This window comes from Streptomyces sp. NPDC057623 (genome assembly GCF_042800355.1).
Classification (GTDB): Bacteria; Actinomycetota; Actinomycetes; order Streptomycetales; family Streptomycetaceae; genus Streptomyces.
In genome coordinates this window covers 83,142-100,452 of record NZ_JBHVGZ010000029.1, presented here as the reverse complement: position 1 = coordinate 100,452, position 17,311 = coordinate 83,142, and the positions used below count along the sequence as shown (strand labels likewise).

Below are 17,311 nucleotides of genomic sequence, written 5' to 3'. Positions count from 1 at the left end.
CCGACGGGACGGCCCGCGCCACAGGGCGAGGATGCTCATACGACGGCCTTGTACCCCTGCCAGCCCGTCGCGATCTTCGTACGGCCGCCGAACGACCCCTTGCCGTCACCGCTGTTGCGCCACACGTTTCCGCTCGTGTCGCGCGAGAGCAGGTCGGCCTTCCCGTCGCCGGTGATGTCGCCGACCCCGACGACCGCGTTGTACGAGGCGCCCCAGCCGGCGAACACCTTCACGCGGGCGCCGAACGTGCCCTTGCCGGTGCCGTGGTAGCGGTACAGGTTGTTCGCCGTGTCCTGCGCGAGCAGGTCGCCGATGCCGTCACCGTTCAGGTCACCGGTGCCGACGACCTTCTTGTACGTCCTCCAGTTGTCGTACAGCTTCACGCGCGCCGCCAGCGTGCCCGTGCCGGTGCCCTTGTAGAGGTAGACGGCGCCGGTGGAGGAACTGCGGGCGATCAGGTCCGGGCGGCCGTCACCGCTCACGTCACCCGGCGAGGTGAGCGTGTCGTACTGGTTCCAGCCGGAGGTGCCGAGCGAGGTGTACGGCGTCGAGGGGGTCGGCGCCTTGCCGCACGCCGGGCGGTAGGCGCGCAGGGCGCCGCTGCTCAGCCGGACCAGGACGTCGTTGCAGCGGTCGCCGTCGAGATCGCCGTACGGCAATCTACAGGGCCGCCGCGAGGATCCCCGGCGTACAGGAACTCCCCGACGCCGTCGACGCGGCCGGCCGCCACGGCATCGCCGTCACACGGGAGGACGCCTCCTCCGCGACCCGTGACGAGTGGATCTTCGACAAGGACACCCTCGCGTTCCTCGGCGCCCGCTCGTACATCACCAAGGACGACGTCAAGGGGATCACTTCCGACACCCTGTTCGGGACCAGCGCGATCATGAAGCGCACGGTCGTCGACCAGCACGGCGAGACACCGGCACAGACCGACAGCTGAGCCCCGGGCGCACCGGCGCCGGTCGCGCCGGTGCGCCCGCTGACCGTTGTGCCGACCGGGAGTGACCTCCCGGCGTCCGGCCTCAGTTGCCGATGTCGGCCTGCGGACCGGCGCCGTCCGCGAGGATGCCGGGGACCTCCTCGGCGTCGTCCAGGGTGTAGTCGTAGAACGCGCCCGGGTCGAAGCCGCTGCCGCCCGTCTGCTGTTTGCCCTCGCTGTCGACCACGACGCTGCCGCGCACGACGAGCGAGGCGCCGGAGTCCTTGTAGTAGGGGTCCTTGACGCCCTTGAAGTAGCTGTTCTCGATCACGGTGTTGGACTTGCCCCGCGACCAGTTACCGCTGCCGGTGTTCTGCAGGTAGTTGTTGTACAGGTGGGCGTTGGCCACGTTGTCGATGCTCGGGTTGCGGGCCTCGGTGCCGCTGAACCAGTTGTGGTGGATCGTCATCCTGGCGGTGACGTTGTCCGTCCAGCCGATGCCGAAGGTCTTGTGGTTCTCGTTGATGATGTTCCAGGACACCGTCAGGTTCGTGGTGTCCTTGCGGCTGTCGATCAGGCCGTCGTTCATCCGCTCCAGGCGGTTGTGGTCGATCCAGATGTGGTCGGCGGTGTCCATCTGGATGGCGTCGTAGTCGTAGCCGTCGTCGTCCGGGTCGTCGTCCGTCATCCGGGTGTCGCGGATGGTGAGGTTGCGGATGATGACGTTGCTGACGCCCGCCTTGAGGAAGAAGCCGCCGCCGACGATCTCTCCCTTGGTCCCGGCCCCGATGATCGTCTTGTTCGAGGCCACGCGCACCTCGTGACCCTTCTCGGGGTACGTGATCGTCCCGCCGACCCGGATGACGTAGGCGGCGGTGGCGGTGGCGTACTTCTTCAGGTCGCTGAACGTGGTGACGGTGACGGTCTGGCCGCCGGCTCCGCCGGTGGTGCCGCCGTCCAGGGAGGCGAAGCCGTCGGCCTTGTCCGACCACGCCCTGGGGGCGGCGGTGGCGGGTGCGGCGGAGGCCTCCGGGGAGAGTGCCCGGGGGCCCAGCAGGGCGCCGCCGAGGACGATCACCCCGGCCAGCACGGCGTACGGCCGACGACGGATCATGCGGTGACTCGCGGTGGGTGAGGCCAAGGTCTTCTCCAGCGTCGTGGGGGGACGGACCGCCGGTCGAAGCCGCACCGGCGCACGAAATTTTCGTGATTTCGAGGAGGAGCGCAGCGAAGATAGAAAGGGCTTTCTTATCCGTCAAGGCCTGTGACAAAAGGAAGTTCGCGACCGCGGGGTCTTCGAAAAGTTCGCCGCGCGACCTACTCTGCTCGGCATGTCCCCGATCGAGCAGGGCCGGCCGCCTCGCCAAGGGCCGGCCGCCGGGCCGCTGACCAACGCCGAGATAGCGGCGCACGCCGGGGTCTCCGTCGCCACGGTCTCCAAGGTGATCAACGGGCGGACGGACGTGTCACCCGACACCCGGGCCCGCATCGAGGAGATCATCCGCAGCCACGGGCACCGTCGGCAGAAGCGGGCCGCGCGCCCCGCCCCCGTGCTGGAACTCGTCTTCCGCCAGATCCGGGACGCCTACCACGTCGAGATCATCAAGGGGGTGCAGCAGGTGGCGCGCGAACACCGGCTCGCCGTCGTCATCTCCGAACTGCAGGGCCGGCTGACCCCCGGGCGCGGCTGGGTCGAGGACGTCCTGTTCCGGCGGCCGACCGGCATCATCGAGGTCTATTCCGTCCTCGCCGACACTCAGAGCGGCCAACTGCGCAGCCGGGGCATCCCGTTCGTCCTCGTCGACCCCAACGGCGAGCCCGCCCACGCGTCCCCCTCCGTGGGCGCGGCCAACTGGACCGGCGGCCTCTCGGCCACCCGCCACCTCCTCCAGCTCGGGCACCGGCGCATCGCGGTCATCACCGGCCCCGAGGACGCCCTGGCCAGCCGTGCCCGGGCGGACGGCTACCGGACCGCCATGGAGACCGCCGGTGTGCCCATCGCCCCGGAGCTGGTCCGCGTCGGCGACTACCGCGCCGAGGACGGACTCAGGCGCGCACGGGAGTTGCTGCGCCTGCCCACTCCACCGACCGCCGTGTTCACCTGCAACGACGCACTGGCACTCGGCGTGTACCGGGCCGCCGCCGAGGCGGGACTCTCCATCCCCGGCGACCTCAGCGTCGTGGGGTTCGACGACCTGCGCCCGGCCCAGTGGACCGTGCCGCCGCTGACCACCGTGCACCAACCGCTCACCGAGATGGCCGTCACCGCCGCGGCGATGGTGGTCAAGCTCGCGAAGGGGCAGCCCCTGGCGCAGACCCGGGTGGAACTCGCCACCGAACTCGTCGTCCGCGACAGCACCGCGCCCCCGCGCTCGCTCGGCGTTGGAGCCGCTGGGATCAGGGGGTCCGGCAGGTGACCGTTCCTATCCAGAGGTCGCCGGACGCGTGGTAGGCGTAGGTGCCGTCGACGGGGGTGCCGCCGATGTCGTAGCAGGCGTCGGCGGCGAACTGGGCGGCCTGGGTCCAGCCGATGCCGGCCTTGCCCTGGACGGTCTGTTCGGCGGCCGACGCGGGGAGTGCGGCCGCTCCGACGACGGCTCCGGCCATGGCCAGGGTCGCAAGGCCTCGCTTGGCCCAGGAAATGCCGGGGGTGTTCGTGCTCACGAAGACTCTCCTTCTCGGTGGTTCGGACACTCCGTGTGGCAGGGAGCGTTCTGCTGACGCCTGTCAGAAATTTAATCTGACAGGCGTCAAGAGTGTCAAGGGGGCTGTCGTCGCTTGAAGTGCCCTGCGCCCAGCCATGGATGACAGTCCGTCAGGCTGCCCGGGTCTCCTTCGGAACTGGTCGCTTCAGCGCCGGGTGGTCGACCCGAAGTGCGCCTTCTCGTTCACGTGGAACATGTAGTCGCGCCAGTGCGCCTTGATGTAGGTGTAGCGCGCCGGGTCGTAGGCCCACTGCTCGTCCAGCGCGTCGCCGATGAGGGTCTGGTTCGCCTGGACGAAGGCGAGGACCGCCTCCGCGACCGGGGCGTACGACCAGTGCCAGCGCTCCTCGCTGATCGCCGGGGAAGCCTTGGCCGACTGAGCCGTGTACGTCTGGAGGAAGCCGTAGTGGGCCGCGTTCGCGCGCAGCCACGCGTAGTTGGCGCTCTCCGGTCCGTTGTCCGCCCAGTCCTGGGGCGTGGTGTCGAAGAAGTCCGCGTCGGAGCCCAGGTGGTGGCGCGAGACGCCGGGCGCCGTCGAGGTGCGGAGTATCTCGATCTGGCGTTCTTCGGAGGTCATGGCCTCCCAGACCGAGCGGTGGGAGACCTTGTCGGGGTCCCACTGGGGGTCCGAGCCCAGCTGGGTGGGGTACTTGGCGCGTATCTCGTCGGTGATGACGCCGAAAGTGCCGGCTCCGCCCGAACCGGTGCGCAGGAACTCGTACTTGCGGTCCCATATCGTGCGCTGCGTCGCCGCGGTGCGCACCCAGGAGACGAGGACCGTGTCGCGGGAGGTGTCCAGGCCGGTCGCCGCGGCGTCGGCGAGACCGTTGACCTGGGTGTCCATCTCTGTCTCGACCGTGCCGGGGGCGGACCCGGTGCCGGTGATCCAGGCGGCGACATCCTTCGGGGCGGCACTGTCCAGGGTCTTGCGTACGGACCTCACGCGCAGGTCGATGTCCTGCTGCGAGCGGAACGTCCGCGGCGGGTCGGCCGGGTCCGAGGCGAGCGCCGACCGGCCGACCCAGGCCGTGCCGACCGCGGCCGCTCCGGCCGTGGCCAGTACGAGGACGCGGCGCCGACTGGTCCCGCGGCGGTGGGCGGGGGCCGGCTTGTTGTCTGTCAAGTCCATCGTTTCCGTTCGTGTCTCGGCTCCGTGAGCCGGTGTGGGGGGAGAGGCGGAGTTCGGTGAGGCGCGCTCGTGACGGCACGGCACGGCATGGCACAGCACGGCACCGCCCCCGGACCGCGGGACGGCCGGTCCGGGGGCGGGTTGTGGGGGGTGGTTCGGGGAGCCCTTACGCCCAGCAGCCGTTGGCGGTGGCGGCCAGGCCGTCGAGGGCGTCCTTGATGTCGTTCGCGTTGGCGGTGGAGTCGTTCTCGATGAAGGAGAAGATCCGCCAGCTGCCGTCCTCGGCCTTGGTGAGGCCGCTGAGGGCGACGGCGCCGGTGAGGGTGCCGGTCTTGGCCTTGACCTTGCCGACGGCGCACTGGGAGTCGGGGGTGTCGAAGCGGCCGAACTCCGGGCCCAGGGTGGCGCCGGCCTCACCGGAGACGGGCAGCCCGTCGACGATGTACTTCAGCGTCTGGGCGTTCTTGGAGTCGTCGGCGACGTCGAGGATGTCGGCGATGGTCCGCGCGGGGATCCGGGTGGCGCGGGACAGCCCGCTGCCGTCGTACATCTCGAAGTCGTCGAGCGAGACGCCGTACTTGGTGAGGATGTCGCGGACGACGGCCGTGCCGTCCTCGAAGGTGGCGGAGCGGCCCGCGCCGAGCGCGGTGAGCCGCAGCAGGGACTCGGCGATGTCGTTGTCGCTGACCTTGAGCATCTGCTTGACGATCTTGGAAAGCTTGTCGGAGGTGTGCGTCGCGACCGGCACGTCCTTCTGGCCGGCCGCCGCGCGCGTGACCTCGCCGTCGACCGTGACCCCGCGCTCGGTGAGGAGCTTGGCGAAGACGCCGCCGGCGTCGAGGGAGGTGTCCTCGACGTTGTGGGAGTCGACGACCAGGGCGCGTACCGGGGCGATGGAGTCCGGGTAGTAGCCCGTGTTCCAGCCCTTGGCGAGCGTCGGCTCGGGGAAGAGGCTGTCGTCGACGCGGACCTTCACCGAGGTGAGGCCGGCGTTCTTCAGTCCGGCGACGGAGTCCTTGGCGAGCGCGGCGAGGTCGTCGGTGGTCAGGGTGCGGTCGCCGCCGCCGACGAGGGTGAGGGTGCCGTCGCCGTACACGACCTTCGTGGTGAGCCGGTGGTCCGGGCCGAGCACGGTCAGGGCGGCGGTGGAGGTGGCGAGCTTGGTGTTGGACGCGGGCATCAGCGCGGTGTCCGCGTTGTGGCCCCAGACCACCTTGTCGGACTTCGCGTCGATGACGACACCGCTGAGGTTGCTGCCCAGGCGGGTGTCCTTCGTGCGGGTGTTCAGGTTGTCCGCGATCTTCTGCTCGGCGGCGTCGAGTTCGGTGGCACCCGCCTTGGTGGTCGCCTTGCCCGCGGCGAAGGCGGAGGGACCGGCCAGGATCGCCCCGGCGACGGGCGCGGCCACCGCGAGCACGGCCGCCCGGCGGAGCGCCGGGTTCTGCGCGCGGGCCTTGCGGTGACGGCCGGTGCCGCGGACTGCGGAGGAAAGCTGCATGGGGGGCCTCGAGATGCGTGTCATATGAGTGGAAGGGTTACGGGTGTGGGGGGTGGAGCTCATGGGGCAGGCGGGACAGCAGTTCTTGAAAGTGAAAGTAACGGCTGTCCCTGCCGCGGGGGGCTGCTTTCGGACTACTTCCGGAAGTACGCGTCGTAGACCGAGATCATCGACGTGTTGCCCTTCTTGTCGGTGACCTTGGCGCGCAGCGAGACGGACTTGCCCTTCGCCGGGTTCTTCACGGTGACCTTGCCGTGCGTGACCGTGACCTTCTTCCAGGTGCGGCCGTGGTCGTACGACGCCCACACCGCGAGGGACTTGAGGTTGCCGCCCTTGGCGGGACCCTCGACGGTGACCGGGAAGGTGGCGGTCCTGCCGGTCACCGCGCCGTCCAGGCCGGTGGCCGGGCTGAAGCGGACCGAGGAGGCCGGGAGCCGGACGCCGTCGGCGCCGGTCTTCTTCGAGCGGAACGTCCAGGTGGCGTCGGTGCGGGTGGAGACGGCCGACAGCTTGGCGCTGCGCCTGGCCGAGGTCGTCAGCTTGTACGCTGCCTCGCCCGCCGGGACCTTGAAGGAGGTACCGGAGACGAGCGGGGCGCCGCGGGTGGCGAGCTTCTTGCCGTTGCGGTACAGCGTCGTCGTCGCGGAGGTGAGGTCCGATTCGCCGGAGTGGCCCGCGCTGTCCGTGAACGGGGCGAGCGAACCCGAGATCCTGTTCCCGTCGCGTCGGACACCGCTGTCGGTGCCGGACGGCATCCGCGGGCCGGCCACCGCGGCGTTGAAGCGGATCCGGTAGGTGCGGCCGGGCTTGGGCTTCAGGTAGTCGTCGACCGAGGAGGTCACCTCGGAGACCGGGTTGCCCTCCGCGTCCTTCCTCCCGGAGTACTGGTAGAAGTCGGGCCGCCACTGGGCGCCGCCGACGGCCGACACGTGGTAGGTGCGGGTGCCGGGCAGCTTCTGCGGGACCTCGGAGGCGAAGCCGGACCGGTAGCCGAAGCCGTCGGGCACGATGGCGGTGAGCGCGACCCCGCCGGTCTTCCCCGGCACCGAGGAGCCCATGCCGACCTTCAGGGTGGCGAACTCGGACGCCTTGTAGTGGTGGACGTACGCGCCCTTGATCTCCTTCACCGGGGTGGCGGCCGCGATGTTGTACTCGGTGTTGTCGGCCGTGGTCCACTGCCCGGACCAGTTCTGGGACAGGTTGTCGACCTTCGGGCCGACGTGGGCGAGCCGGACGTCGGAGAAGGAGCGCAGGATGACGCCGTTGCCGTTCTGGCCGCTGGGCCCCGCGTAGTACTTGTACGACACCCACGCGTTGATCTGCTTGGCCTTGGGGTCCGGCACCGTGATGTCGGGTGACTTCGCCTTGTTCAGGTCCAGCGTGACCGTCATGTCCTTGGTGACGCTCAGCCTGGGCGCGATCAGCCAGTCGAGGCCGCCCTCGTAGGTCTCCATGTTGTTCGAGCTGGCCGACTCCAGCATGTACGAGCCCGGCGCCACCCGGAGGGTGACGGTGTCGTTCGTGTGCTCGTCGGTGACGGTCGCGCTCTGCTCCGGGCTGTCGATCGACAGCAGGGAGGCGCGGTGCTGCGGGGTCTGCCCGGGGCGGTTGATGTACTTGAGCGTGAGGTTGTAGTGCTCGGTCTCACGGATGACGCCCAGCGGCGTGGTGACGCTCTGGCCGTCGCCCGCGGCCGTCACACGCCCCGACCAGCCGCCGTCGAGCTGGCCGCCGAGGCGGGTGTTCACGGTGACGTCGACCGAGGCGCTGCCGCCGGCCGGCACGGTGACCTTGTCCGCGCCGAGCTTGAGGAAGCCCTCGGGGGCCGCCTTGTACCTGGGGTTGTAGGCGGTGCCGGTGAGGTTCAGGGTGATGGCCTTCGTCCCGCTGTTGCGGTACGTCAGCTTCCGGGTGACCGGGGTGTCGTCGGTGTGCGGCCACTGCTGGAGGGGGAGGTCCAGCGAGGCCGGCTCGGCGACCACGGTCTGCGCGACGGCCCGGTCGACGCGGATCTGGCCCGCGCCGCCCTGGAACGCCGTGTACGAGCCGCCCTGCGCGGAGGCGATGAGCGCGGTCTTCAGCTGGGTGTACGTCCAGTCGGGGTGCTGCTGCTTGAGCAGGGCGGCGGCGCCCGCGACATGCGGGGTCGCCATCGACGTACCCGAGAGCGTCACGTATCCGGCGGGCTTCTCGGGATACTCCCTGGCGACGATGCTTCCCTTGGCCAAGGCCGCGGTGATGTCCACGCCGGGTGCGGTGACGTCCGGCTTGAGCGCGCTGTCGGCGGTCGGGCCCCGGCTGGAGAAGACGCCCAGCTCGCCCCTGCGGTCCACCGCGCCGACGGTCAGCGCGTCGGCGGCGCTGCCCGGGGAGCCCACGGTCTGGTCGCCGCCCTCGCCCTCGTTGCCGGCGGCGATGGCGAACAGGATGCCCTTCTCCTTGGAGAGCTTGTTCACCTCGGCCTCCAGCGGGTCCACCCCGGGGGTGTCCTCGCCGCCCAGGCTGAGGTTGACGATGTCGGCGCCCTGCGCGGCGGCCCACTCCATCCCGGCGAGGATCGAGGAGTCGTCGCCGCCGCCCTCGTCGCCCAGCACCTTCGCGTTGAGCAGCTTCGCGCCCGGCGCGACGCCCGCGTACTTCCCCTTGGACATGGCGCCCGTGCCGGCCACGATCGACGCGACATGCGTGCCGTGCCCGAAGTGGTCGGCGGTGTCCTTGGAGGTGGTGAAGTTCTTGGCCCCGACCACCTGGTTCTTCAGGTCCGGGTGGGTCGTGTCGATCCCCGTGTCGAGCACGGCGACCTTCACGCCCTTGCCGGTCAGGCCCTTGGCGTGTGCGGCCGGCGCGCCGGTCTGCGGCACCGACGTGTCGAGGGCCGCCTTGCGGATGCCGTCCAGCCAGACGTGCGAGATGCCGGGGGCGAGGGTGTCGCCCTTGGAGACGGCGCCACCGTTGGTGACGGCGTCCCACAGGTCGGGCGTGTTCTGCCGGGAGGTGCGCACGGCGTCCGCGTTGAGGGTCCGGAAGGCCGAACCGAGCGTGCCGGTGTCCCGGACGCCGGCCTTGGCCGTCCGCGCCGTGCCCCGGTAGCCGACGATGACCTTCAGGCCGCTCGTCCGGCTCCCGCGGGCGGCCACCTTGCTCAGCTCGGTGACGTCGAACAGCCGCTGGTCCAGCCTGCCGTTCGCCACCAGCCGGTCCGCGTCCATCGGCACGACCAGGGTGTGACCGCCGACGTTCCGCACCTGTACGGGCACGCGCTCGCGCCCCTTGGCCCGCTCCACGCCGACGACCTGGTTCTTGGTGCCGAGGATCACACGGTCGCCGGTGATGAGCGTGACCCGCCGGGTGCCGCCGCCCGTCGGCTTCCCGGCGGTGGCTTGGGTGGTCGTACCGGCCGGTGCCGCCTGGGCCGCGGCGGTCGGGCCCGCGACGGTCAGACCGGTGGTGAGCGCCGCTGTCGCGACCGTGGCCGCGACAGCGGCGTTTCTCACACGCTGGCGCAAGGCTCCCCCTCTTGGAGTGTGTCGAGCGAACTGCTGGGATGACACCGAGGCTGGCAAGCGCAACGTTGATGCACTGCCCCCTCCATCAGGCGAAACAATTCGGAACCCGCCGTACCGGATCGGCCTCCACCTGGGTGGGCCCGTCGGCAGGAAGAGGTTGGCCCGTGGGACGTCCAGAACGGCCGCTCGACCCGGAGTCCGGGCCCGTGCAGCAGCTCGCGCACGGACTGCGTGAACTGCGCCGCGCCGCGGGCAGCCCGTCGTACCAGGCCATGGCGAAGACGGCCGGCTGCTCGGCGACGACACTGTCCCGGGCCGCGGGCGGCGTGCGGCTGCCCTCGCTCGACGTCCTGCGCGGATACGTGCGGGCCTGCGGCGGCGACACCGGCGACATGGAGGAGTGGGAGACGCGCTGGAAGGAGGCCGAGGCCGGCACCACGGCCCCCCTGTCGGCGGCCCCCGAGGACACCCCGAGCGCGCCTTACCGGGGGCTGGCCCGCTTCGAACCCGGCGACCGGCATCTGTTCTTCGGCCGCGACCAGGTGACCGAGGAGCTGGGCGCTCTGGTGCGCGACCACCGGCTGGCGGTGCTGTTCGGTGCGTCGGGGAGCGGGAAGTCGTCGCTGCTGCGGGCGGGCCTGATCCCCCTGCTGCGGGAGCGGGCCGGGCGCCACGACGGCGCCGGGGGGCGGCCGGCGGCGCTGCGGATCCTCACGCCGGGGGCGCGGCCCGCCGCCACCTACGGCCATCTGCTGGCGCCCGCCGAGGGGGAGCCGGAGAGCTGGGTGGTGGTCGACCAGTTCGAGGAGGCGTTCACGCTCTGCCACGACCAGGCCGAGCGCGCCCGGTTCATCGACCTGCTGCTCGCGGCGCGGGACCCGGGCAGCCGACTGCGCGTACTGATCGCCGTACGCGCGGACTTCTACCCCCGCTGCCTGGAACACCGGGGCCTCGCGGACGCCCTGCGCGGCGCCGGGCTCGCCCTGGGCCCGATGACGGCCGACGAACTGCGCGAGGCCGTCGTCAAGCCGGCCGCGACCGCCGGTCTGCTGGTGGAGCGGGAGCTGACCGCCCGCCTCGTCGACGAGATCCTCGACGAACCCGGCGCGCTGCCGATGCTCTCCCACGCCCTGCTGGAGACCTGGCGGCGCCGCCGCAGCCGGATGCTGAGCCTGGCCGCTTACGAGGCGGCCGGCGGGGTGCGCGGTGCGATCGCGGCGACCGCCGAGGAGGTCTACGGCACGCTCGGCCCCGAGGAGCGGACCGTCGCGCGCCGGCTGCTGCTGCGGATGGTGGAGCCCGGGGGAGAGCCCGCCGGCCCCCATGGCCAGGGCGACGGCGCGACCACCGCCGACACCCGGCGCCCGCTGAGCCGCGCCGAACTCGACGAGTGGGCCGACCCCTTGGTGCCCGGCGTCGTCGAACGGCTGGCCGGTGCCCGGCTGCTCACCGCCGACGAGGACGGCGTCCAGCTCACCCACGAGGCGCTGATCAGCTGCTGGCCGAGGCTGGCCGGGTGGCTGGAGGAGGACCGGGAGCGGCTGCGTCAGCACCGGCGGCTCGCGCAGGCGGCCCGCGCCTGGCTGGAGGCCGACCGCGACCCCGGCGCCCTCTGGCGCGGCACCCGGCTCGACCTCGCGCGCGAAGGGTTCACACCCGAGGACCTGCTCACCGCGGCCGAGCGGGACTTCCTCGCCGCCGCCCTGGAGTCACGCGACGCGGAACACCGTGCGGTCGCCCGGGCCGCGCGCCGCTCCCGGCTGCTGCTCACCACGCTGTCCGTCGTCGTCGCGGTGGCCGTGGCCGTCGGCCTGGTCGCGGTGACGCAGGCACGCGCGGGCCAGCGGCAGCGCACGGAGGCCGCCGCCCGCCGCGCCGCCGCCGTCGCCGACTCCCTGCGCAGCACCGACCCGCGCACCGCGATGGGGCTGAGCGCCGCCGCCTGGCGGCTGGCCGCGCTGCCCGAGTCGCGCCGCGCCCTGCTCGGCGCCCTCGCCCAGCCCGAACTGGACACCTTCGCCGACCCCGGGCCGAGCGGCATGTCGACGGACTACCTCGTCGACTCGGGCCGGTCCCTGCTCGGCGTCAACGGCCGCACCTGGCGCACCTGGGACGTGGCCACGCACCGCCGCACCGCCTCGGGAACGCTGCCGGCCGGCGCCCAGGTGTTCGCCGCCGGACCTGACGCCCACACGCTCGCGCTCGTCGTGGACGACGGCATCCGGCTGTGGGACACCGCACGGGACCGCTGGGTGGGGGAGCCTCGTCCGCGGCCCCGCCGGACCACGTATCTCGCCCTCGGCGGCAGCGGACGCGGCTATGTGGTGGGCGGTGTCCGGGCCGACGGGGCCGACGGGATCGACGGCCGGGTGGAACTGCGTTCCGTCGCCGACGGCCGGCTGCTGTTCGCCACCCAGGCGCCCGGTGGCGCCCAGGTCGTCCCGAGCCCCGACGACCGGTATGTGGCCCTCTGCCCCGCCGGGAAGGCGCCCAGGCTCCTGGACACGGGGGACGGCCACGAGATCACGGGTGCCTGGCAGAACGCCGGCGGGCTGTGCGGCGACGGCGTACGGCTGCTGTTCGGCGGCGGCGCCAAGGGCGCGCCCCAGCGGTTCGCCGCCGTCGACACCAACGGCGTGAGCGTCTGGGACACCGGCACGCGGCGCGAGGTCGCCGCCCTCTCCGACTCCGAGGTGTCCTCCGCCGTGATCAGCGCGGACGGGGCGTTCCTGGCGACGGCCAACGGCACGGAGATCAAGGTCTGGCGGCTGTCGTCCCCCGACGCCCCGGTGTTCCGCCGGCCCCTCGACGACCAGCAGGCCTACGGCACCCTCGCCTGGGACCTGGCCCACACCACCCTGCGCTACCTGGACGTCAACACCGTCCACTCCTTCGACACCACGACCGCCACCACAGCGGCGTGGCGCGACGAGGCCCTGGCCGACGCCCTGCTCGCCCCGGACGGCGACACCGTGGCCACCGCACGGCTCGCCGGCGACGGCTACCGCTTCGAGCTGCGGGGGACCGCGCAGGACCGCGGCCCCGGTGGCGGGGACGACGCCGACGGCCCGGGAGTACGGGCGCTCCCCGCCGTGCCGCTGCCCGGCCCCGCCGACCCCGAACGGCCCGTCCTGGCGGGGGAGACGTCGCCGTTGATGGCGTTCAGCCCGGACGGCGAGATGTTCGCGTACGGGGCGTCGGCCCCCGCGCAGGACCCCGCCGCACAGCGGATCACCGTCTGGGACGTGGCCCGCGGCCGGGTCCTGGCCACCTTCGGGACGGCCCCGGCGGGGCAGTCCGCCGGCAGCGTGCTCTCGATCGCGCTCGGCCCCGGCGGCCGCACCCTGTACGCGGCCCGCCAGAACGCCGAGGGCGAGGTGGCGGACGAGGTGTGGGACGTGAGCCGGGGCCGCCGGTCGGGTGTGCTGGCGAAGCCGGCGGGCTCCCTGCTCGCGGTCCGCCCCGACGGCCGGCTGCTCGCGGGCGACAACCGTGCCGTCCGCCTCCCCTCGGGCCGTCCCACGGAACTGGGCCCGGACCCGGACGACGGGACCACGGCGCTCGCCTTCACCGCCGACGGCACCCGCCTCGCCGCGGGCGACCGCACCCGCCGCGTCACCGTCTGGGACGGCGACCTGAGCGACCACGCGGACATCCTGCGGGACGCCTTCCCCGACGCCGGGGCGGGCAGCCCGGAGGAGATCGGCTCCCTGGCCCTGAGCCCAGACGGCCGTACCCTCGCAGTCGGCGGTGACGAGGGAACGCTCCAGCTCTGGGACCTCGACACCCACCAGCCGCTGGGCGGGCCCCTGCCCACCCCCGGCGAGGCGATCACCTCCCTCGCCTTCGCCCCTGACGGCCAGACCCTGTACGTGAGCGGCACCCACGTCCCCGTCCGGCGGTACGACCTCGACGCCGCCCACGCGCTCCGCCGCGTCTGTGCCCGCGCGGCGGGCCAGGGCCTGACCCGGACCACCTGGAGGACGTATCTGCCGGACGCGACGTACCGGAAGGTGTGCGACGACGACTAGACGGCGACTGGACGACTGGGCGGCGGCCAGCGGTGGTGTCCTGACTCACAGAAGCACTTTGTGAGACGAGCTGACTCGCAAAGTCTCTGCGGTACATGACGTCTCACAGGCGAGGAGACCGTCAGCCCGAGGAGCCAGGTCATGTCCACGAACGCCGACAAGTGGGTGGAGGAACGGGAGTTGGCGCCCTTGTCTCAGGACCTGTACCGCTATCTCCTCGACAAGCACCTGTTCGCCCTCGCCGAGTTGGACTTGGACGAGATCACCGCACCGCGCGTCCGCGAGTGGCGGGCCGAACGGCTACGGCTCACGGGCGCCAAGACGATCACGGCCAGGGCGTACCCGCTGCTGAAGGCCATCATGGAAACCGCCGTGGATGACGAGCTGATCACGCGCAACCCGTGCCGGATCAAGGGCGCCGGTAAGGAGAAGGCCGCCGAGCGACGTATCGCCACCGTCGCCCAGGTCGACGCCCTCGCCAACGCCGTCGGGATGCGGTGGCGCCTGATGGTCTACCTCGGCCCATACGGTCCGATGCGGCCGGAAGAGCTGGTCGGCCTCCGTCGTCGGGACGTCGACCTCGACACTCTCCGTATCCGTGTCCGCCTCGCCGAGCCGGAGCGGATGAACGGGCGACGCGTCCAGGGCGACACCAAGTCCGAGGCCGGTACCCGGACTGTGATTCTTCCCGCGTTCCTCCATCGGGAGCTCCGCTGGCACCTGGAGAGCTACGCCGAGTCGGGCCCGACGGGCTGCTGTTCGTCGGCGAGAAGGGCGCTCCCTTCCGGCGGAGCACCTTCGGGCGGAAGTGGCGGAAGGCGCGTGAGATTGTCGGCGTGCCGGAGGGCTTCCGGTTCTACGATCTCCGGCACACGGGGCACACCCTCTCCACCCGCTCCGGTGCCACCCTCAAGGACACGATGGTCCGCGCCGGCCAGTCCTCGGAGAAGGCGGCGTTGATCTATCAGCACTCCGACGACGAGCGGCAAGAGGAGGTCGCCGCCGGGCTGGACGCGACGGTTCGGAAGGCTCGTGCCACAGCGCGTGCGGAGAGGGAGCCTGACAAGCCTTCTGGCACGAATCTGGCACGCGACCGCTGATCACAGCGGACAGCAAAAAGGCCCGGGTCTCTGACCTGGGCCTTAATCGTGGAGCGGGTGACGAGAATCGAACTCGCACTCTCAGCTTGGGAAGCGACGGCGCATACGGAGCACTACACCACCTGACCTGGGCAGATCTGGTGGGGTGGCTGCTGGTGTGGGCGCTTGACGGCACCGTTGTTGACCGTGGTTGTCCGCTCTCAAGGGCACGCTGTGGGCACGACGCTCCACAACGGGCGGGTGTCGCGCTGATGTGGCCCACTTTTTGCACGGGGTCCGTCGGTGAGTGGGCCGACCAGGCAGAGACGTTGCCGTTGCACATGATGACTGGCCTTCCTCAGCCCTGGTGCGGTGGAACCGCCTCCGGTGGCGTCACCGTGCAGCAGCATGTGTGAAACACGCCCCTCGGTCACCAGCGATGAGGCCCGCAGTACATCATTCGTCGCTGCCCCTTGGCCTTGCCGGGGGCCTGGCCGCGTCCTGCTGGTGGCCGATCTTGTCCAACTCTGCGAGTTCCTCGTCGGAGCGCGAGAGTCCTGCGCCGGCGATGTTCTCGCGCAGGTGCGCCACGGACGAGGTGCCGGGAAGGAGCAGGATGTTCGGCGACCGCCGCAGCAGCCAGGCCAGGGCGACCGACATCGGCGTCGCATCCAGCCGGGCGGCCACGGCGGAGTGCCTGTCCGGTGACGGCGGCGATGCGCTCGAAGTCCCGGTCGCGGTGCTGTCCGGACCGTGGGACACGATCTTCGTGGCGCGGCAGGTCGCGGCCACCGGTCGGAGCGTCGCCTTCCTGGGCGAGCGTCGCTCCCACGCGACCCGACCCTCCAGCGGTCGACCGCGTGCAATTCGAGCCATCCACGTGCCGCCGGTTCCGTAAGGGACGCCACTGACGAAAATATTTCGTAACCGAGGTATTTCCCGTGCTTGTCCCGGCCGTGAATCCCGTGTCAGTGTCCCGGCCAGCAGGCAGGCCGTCGGCAGCGGGGCATTCGAAAGCCTTTCGTACCGGTCTCCGATCTGCCTGGCTCACCGACGGCATGTGGAAAGAAGAGAGGCACCGTCATGCGGAGAATCCCGGTCAGCGGAAATCCCGGAAGCAGGGGAATGCGGCGTGCGGTCGCGTCCGCGGTCGTCCTCGCGGCGGCCATGGGCCTTGCCGCGTGCGGGACTTCGGGCCCGTCCGGATCGTCCGGGAACTCGTCCGCCAAGGGGCTGACGATGTGGGCGCTCAACGACCAGACGATCCTCAAGGAGTCCGTCGACGCCTACAACAAGGACCACCCGGACGAGAAGATCACGCTGCGGCTGTTCGCGAACGACGACTACAAGCAGAAGCTGCGCGTCGCCTTCGGCGCGAACCAGGCCCCGGACATCTTCTTCAGCTGGGGCGGCGGCGCCCTGAACGACTACGTCAAGGCCGGCAAGGTCGACGCGCTGACGGAGGCCGACGCGGACACGAACCGGTTCATGCCGAGCGTGCTGAGCAGTGCCACCTTCGACGACAAGGTCTACGGCGTGCCCGCCAACGGCCTCGCCCCCGTCGTCCTCTACTACAACAAGAAGGTGCTGGCCGACGCGGGTGTCGAGCCGCCGAAGACGTACGACGACCTGCTGGCGGCCGTGAAGAAGCTGAAGGCGAAGGATGTCGTACCGATCTCCCTCGCCGCGAACTCCAAGTGGCCGACGCTGATGTACCTGGAGTACCTGCTCGACCGGGTGGGCGGCTCCCGCGTCTTCACCGACATCGCCGCGGGCGACGCCTCGATGTGGAAGGACAAGTCGGTCACCGAGGCCAACCAGTACCTCCAGGACCTGTCGAAGGCCGGAGCGTTCGGGGACAACGCCTCCTCCGTCAGCTACGACCAGGGAGCCTCGACCGCCCTGCTCTACACGGGCAAGGCGGGCATGGAGCTGATGGGCACCTGGGAGTACGCCAACATCGCCAAGGCCGCGCCGGACTTCCTGAAGAACGGCGACCTCGGCTACACCGCCTTCCCGACGCTTCCCGACGGAGCCGGCGACGCGAACAACATCGTCGGCAACCCCTCGAACTTCCTCTCCCTGAACTCGTCCACGAAGAACAAGTCCGCCGCGCTGACCTACTTCAAGGACTACGTGCTCAACGACTCCCAGGTCGACTCCTACCTCGCCGCCGGCAGCGTGCCGCCGGTCAAGGGACTGGAATCCAAGCTGGCTGCCGTGAAGTCGTCCACCGACAAGGACTGGCTCACCTTCGTCTACGACCTGGTGCAGTCGTCGCAGAGCTTCCAGCTCTCGTGGGACCAGGCGCTCCCCTCCGACCAGGCCGACCCGCTGCTGACCAACACCGACAAGTCGTTCCTGCGCGAGATCTCGCCCGCCGAGTTCGGTACGAACATGAACAAGGCGGGATCGTGACGCCCACCACCCCCGCGCGCCGG

General features: G+C 71.1%; 10 protein-coding genes and 2 pseudogenes. 4 read left to right on the top strand and 8 right to left on the bottom strand.

What is annotated here, in order from left to right:
- Positions 1–35 precede the first annotated feature (35 nt).
- From ACFU95_RS27155 to ACFU95_RS27145, 3 genes are all read right to left on the bottom strand, one after another.
- Positions 36–659: an FG-GAP repeat domain-containing protein gene (locus ACFU95_RS27155; RefSeq protein WP_383832280.1), complete on the bottom strand. Its 624-nt coding sequence runs from the start codon at positions 657–659 to the stop codon at positions 36–38.
- A 1-nt stretch (position 660) separates the two neighbouring features.
- Positions 661–888: a hypothetical protein gene (locus ACFU95_RS27150; RefSeq protein WP_383832278.1), complete on the bottom strand. Its 228-nt coding sequence runs from the start codon at positions 886–888 to the stop codon at positions 661–663.
- 137 nt (positions 889–1,025) lie between these two features.
- Positions 1,026–2,063: a polysaccharide lyase family 1 protein gene (locus ACFU95_RS27145; RefSeq protein WP_383832276.1), complete on the bottom strand. Its 1,038-nt coding sequence runs from the start codon at positions 2,061–2,063 to the stop codon at positions 1,026–1,028.
- A 190-nt stretch (positions 2,064–2,253) separates the two neighbouring features.
- On the opposite strand from ACFU95_RS27145, the gene ACFU95_RS27140 reads away from it, so the two are divergent.
- Entirely contained in the window at positions 2,254–3,339 is a 1,086-nt protein-coding gene (locus tag ACFU95_RS27140) for a LacI family DNA-binding transcriptional regulator (RefSeq protein WP_383832274.1), read from the top strand.
- On the opposite strand, the gene ACFU95_RS27135 is transcribed toward ACFU95_RS27140, so the two are convergent.
- From ACFU95_RS27135 to ACFU95_RS27120, 4 genes are all read right to left on the bottom strand, one after another.
- Positions 3,320–3,586: a hypothetical protein gene (locus tag ACFU95_RS27135; RefSeq protein ID WP_383832272.1), complete on the bottom strand. Its 267-nt coding sequence runs from the start codon at positions 3,584–3,586 to the stop codon at positions 3,320–3,322. The genes ACFU95_RS27140 and ACFU95_RS27135 overlap by 20 nt on opposite strands.
- A gap of 186 nt (positions 3,587–3,772) precedes the next feature.
- On the bottom strand, positions 3,773–4,756 hold the full coding sequence (locus tag ACFU95_RS27130) for a D-alanyl-D-alanine carboxypeptidase family protein (RefSeq protein ID WP_383832270.1): 984 nt from the start codon (positions 4,754–4,756) through the stop codon (positions 3,773–3,775).
- Between the two features lie 166 nt (positions 4,757–4,922).
- On the bottom strand, positions 4,923–6,254 hold the full coding sequence (dacB, locus tag ACFU95_RS27125) for a D-alanyl-D-alanine carboxypeptidase/D-alanyl-D-alanine-endopeptidase (protein WP_383832268.1): 1,332 nt from the start codon (positions 6,252–6,254) through the stop codon (positions 4,923–4,925).
- Between the two features lie 134 nt (positions 6,255–6,388).
- A complete protein-coding gene (locus ACFU95_RS27120; RefSeq protein ID WP_383832266.1) occupies positions 6,389–9,748 on the bottom strand; it encodes a S8 family serine peptidase in 3,360 nt (1,119 codons plus the stop codon).
- Positions 9,749–9,924: 176 nt separating this feature from the next.
- Here ACFU95_RS27120 and ACFU95_RS27115 point away from each other — a divergent pair, with 176 nt between their 5' ends.
- Both ACFU95_RS27115 and ACFU95_RS27110 read left to right on the top strand, forming a co-directional pair.
- Positions 9,925–13,791: a hypothetical protein gene (locus ACFU95_RS27115; RefSeq protein ID WP_383832264.1), complete on the top strand. Its 3,867-nt coding sequence runs from the start codon at positions 9,925–9,927 to the stop codon at positions 13,789–13,791.
- Positions 13,792–13,944: 153 nt separating this feature from the next.
- Positions 13,945–14,891: pseudogene (locus tag ACFU95_RS27110) on the top strand (tyrosine-type recombinase/integrase); the annotation flags it as partial.
- Between the two features lie 435 nt (positions 14,892–15,326).
- On the opposite strand, the pseudogene ACFU95_RS27105 reads toward ACFU95_RS27110, so the two are convergent.
- Positions 15,327–15,563, bottom strand: a pseudogene (locus ACFU95_RS27105) (aldo/keto reductase); the annotation flags it as partial.
- 432 nt (positions 15,564–15,995) lie between these two features.
- Here ACFU95_RS27105 and ACFU95_RS27100 point away from each other — a divergent pair.
- Positions 15,996–17,288, top strand: a complete 1,293-nt coding sequence (locus tag ACFU95_RS27100; protein WP_383832262.1) for an extracellular solute-binding protein — start codon at positions 15,996–15,998, stop codon at positions 17,286–17,288.
- The last annotated feature ends 23 nt before the right edge of the window (positions 17,289–17,311 follow it).

Bases quoted from the DNA above. Each gene is read 5' to 3' on its own strand.
- dacB (WP_383832268.1), bottom strand. From the start codon at position 6,254: ATGCAGCTTTCCTCCGCAGTCCGCGGCACCGGCCGTCACCGCAAGGCC.
- ACFU95_RS27130 (WP_383832270.1), bottom strand. From the start codon at position 4,756: ATGGACTTGACAGACAACAAGCCGGCCCCCGCCCACCGCCGCGGGACC.
- ACFU95_RS27150 (WP_383832278.1), bottom strand. From the start codon at position 888: ATGATCGCGCTGGTCCCGAACAGGGTGTCGGAAGTGATCCCCTTGACG.
- ACFU95_RS27140 (WP_383832274.1), top strand. From the start codon at position 2,254: ATGTCCCCGATCGAGCAGGGCCGGCCGCCTCGCCAAGGGCCGGCCGCC.
- ACFU95_RS27100 (WP_383832262.1), top strand. From the start codon at position 15,996: ATGCGGCGTGCGGTCGCGTCCGCGGTCGTCCTCGCGGCGGCCATGGGC.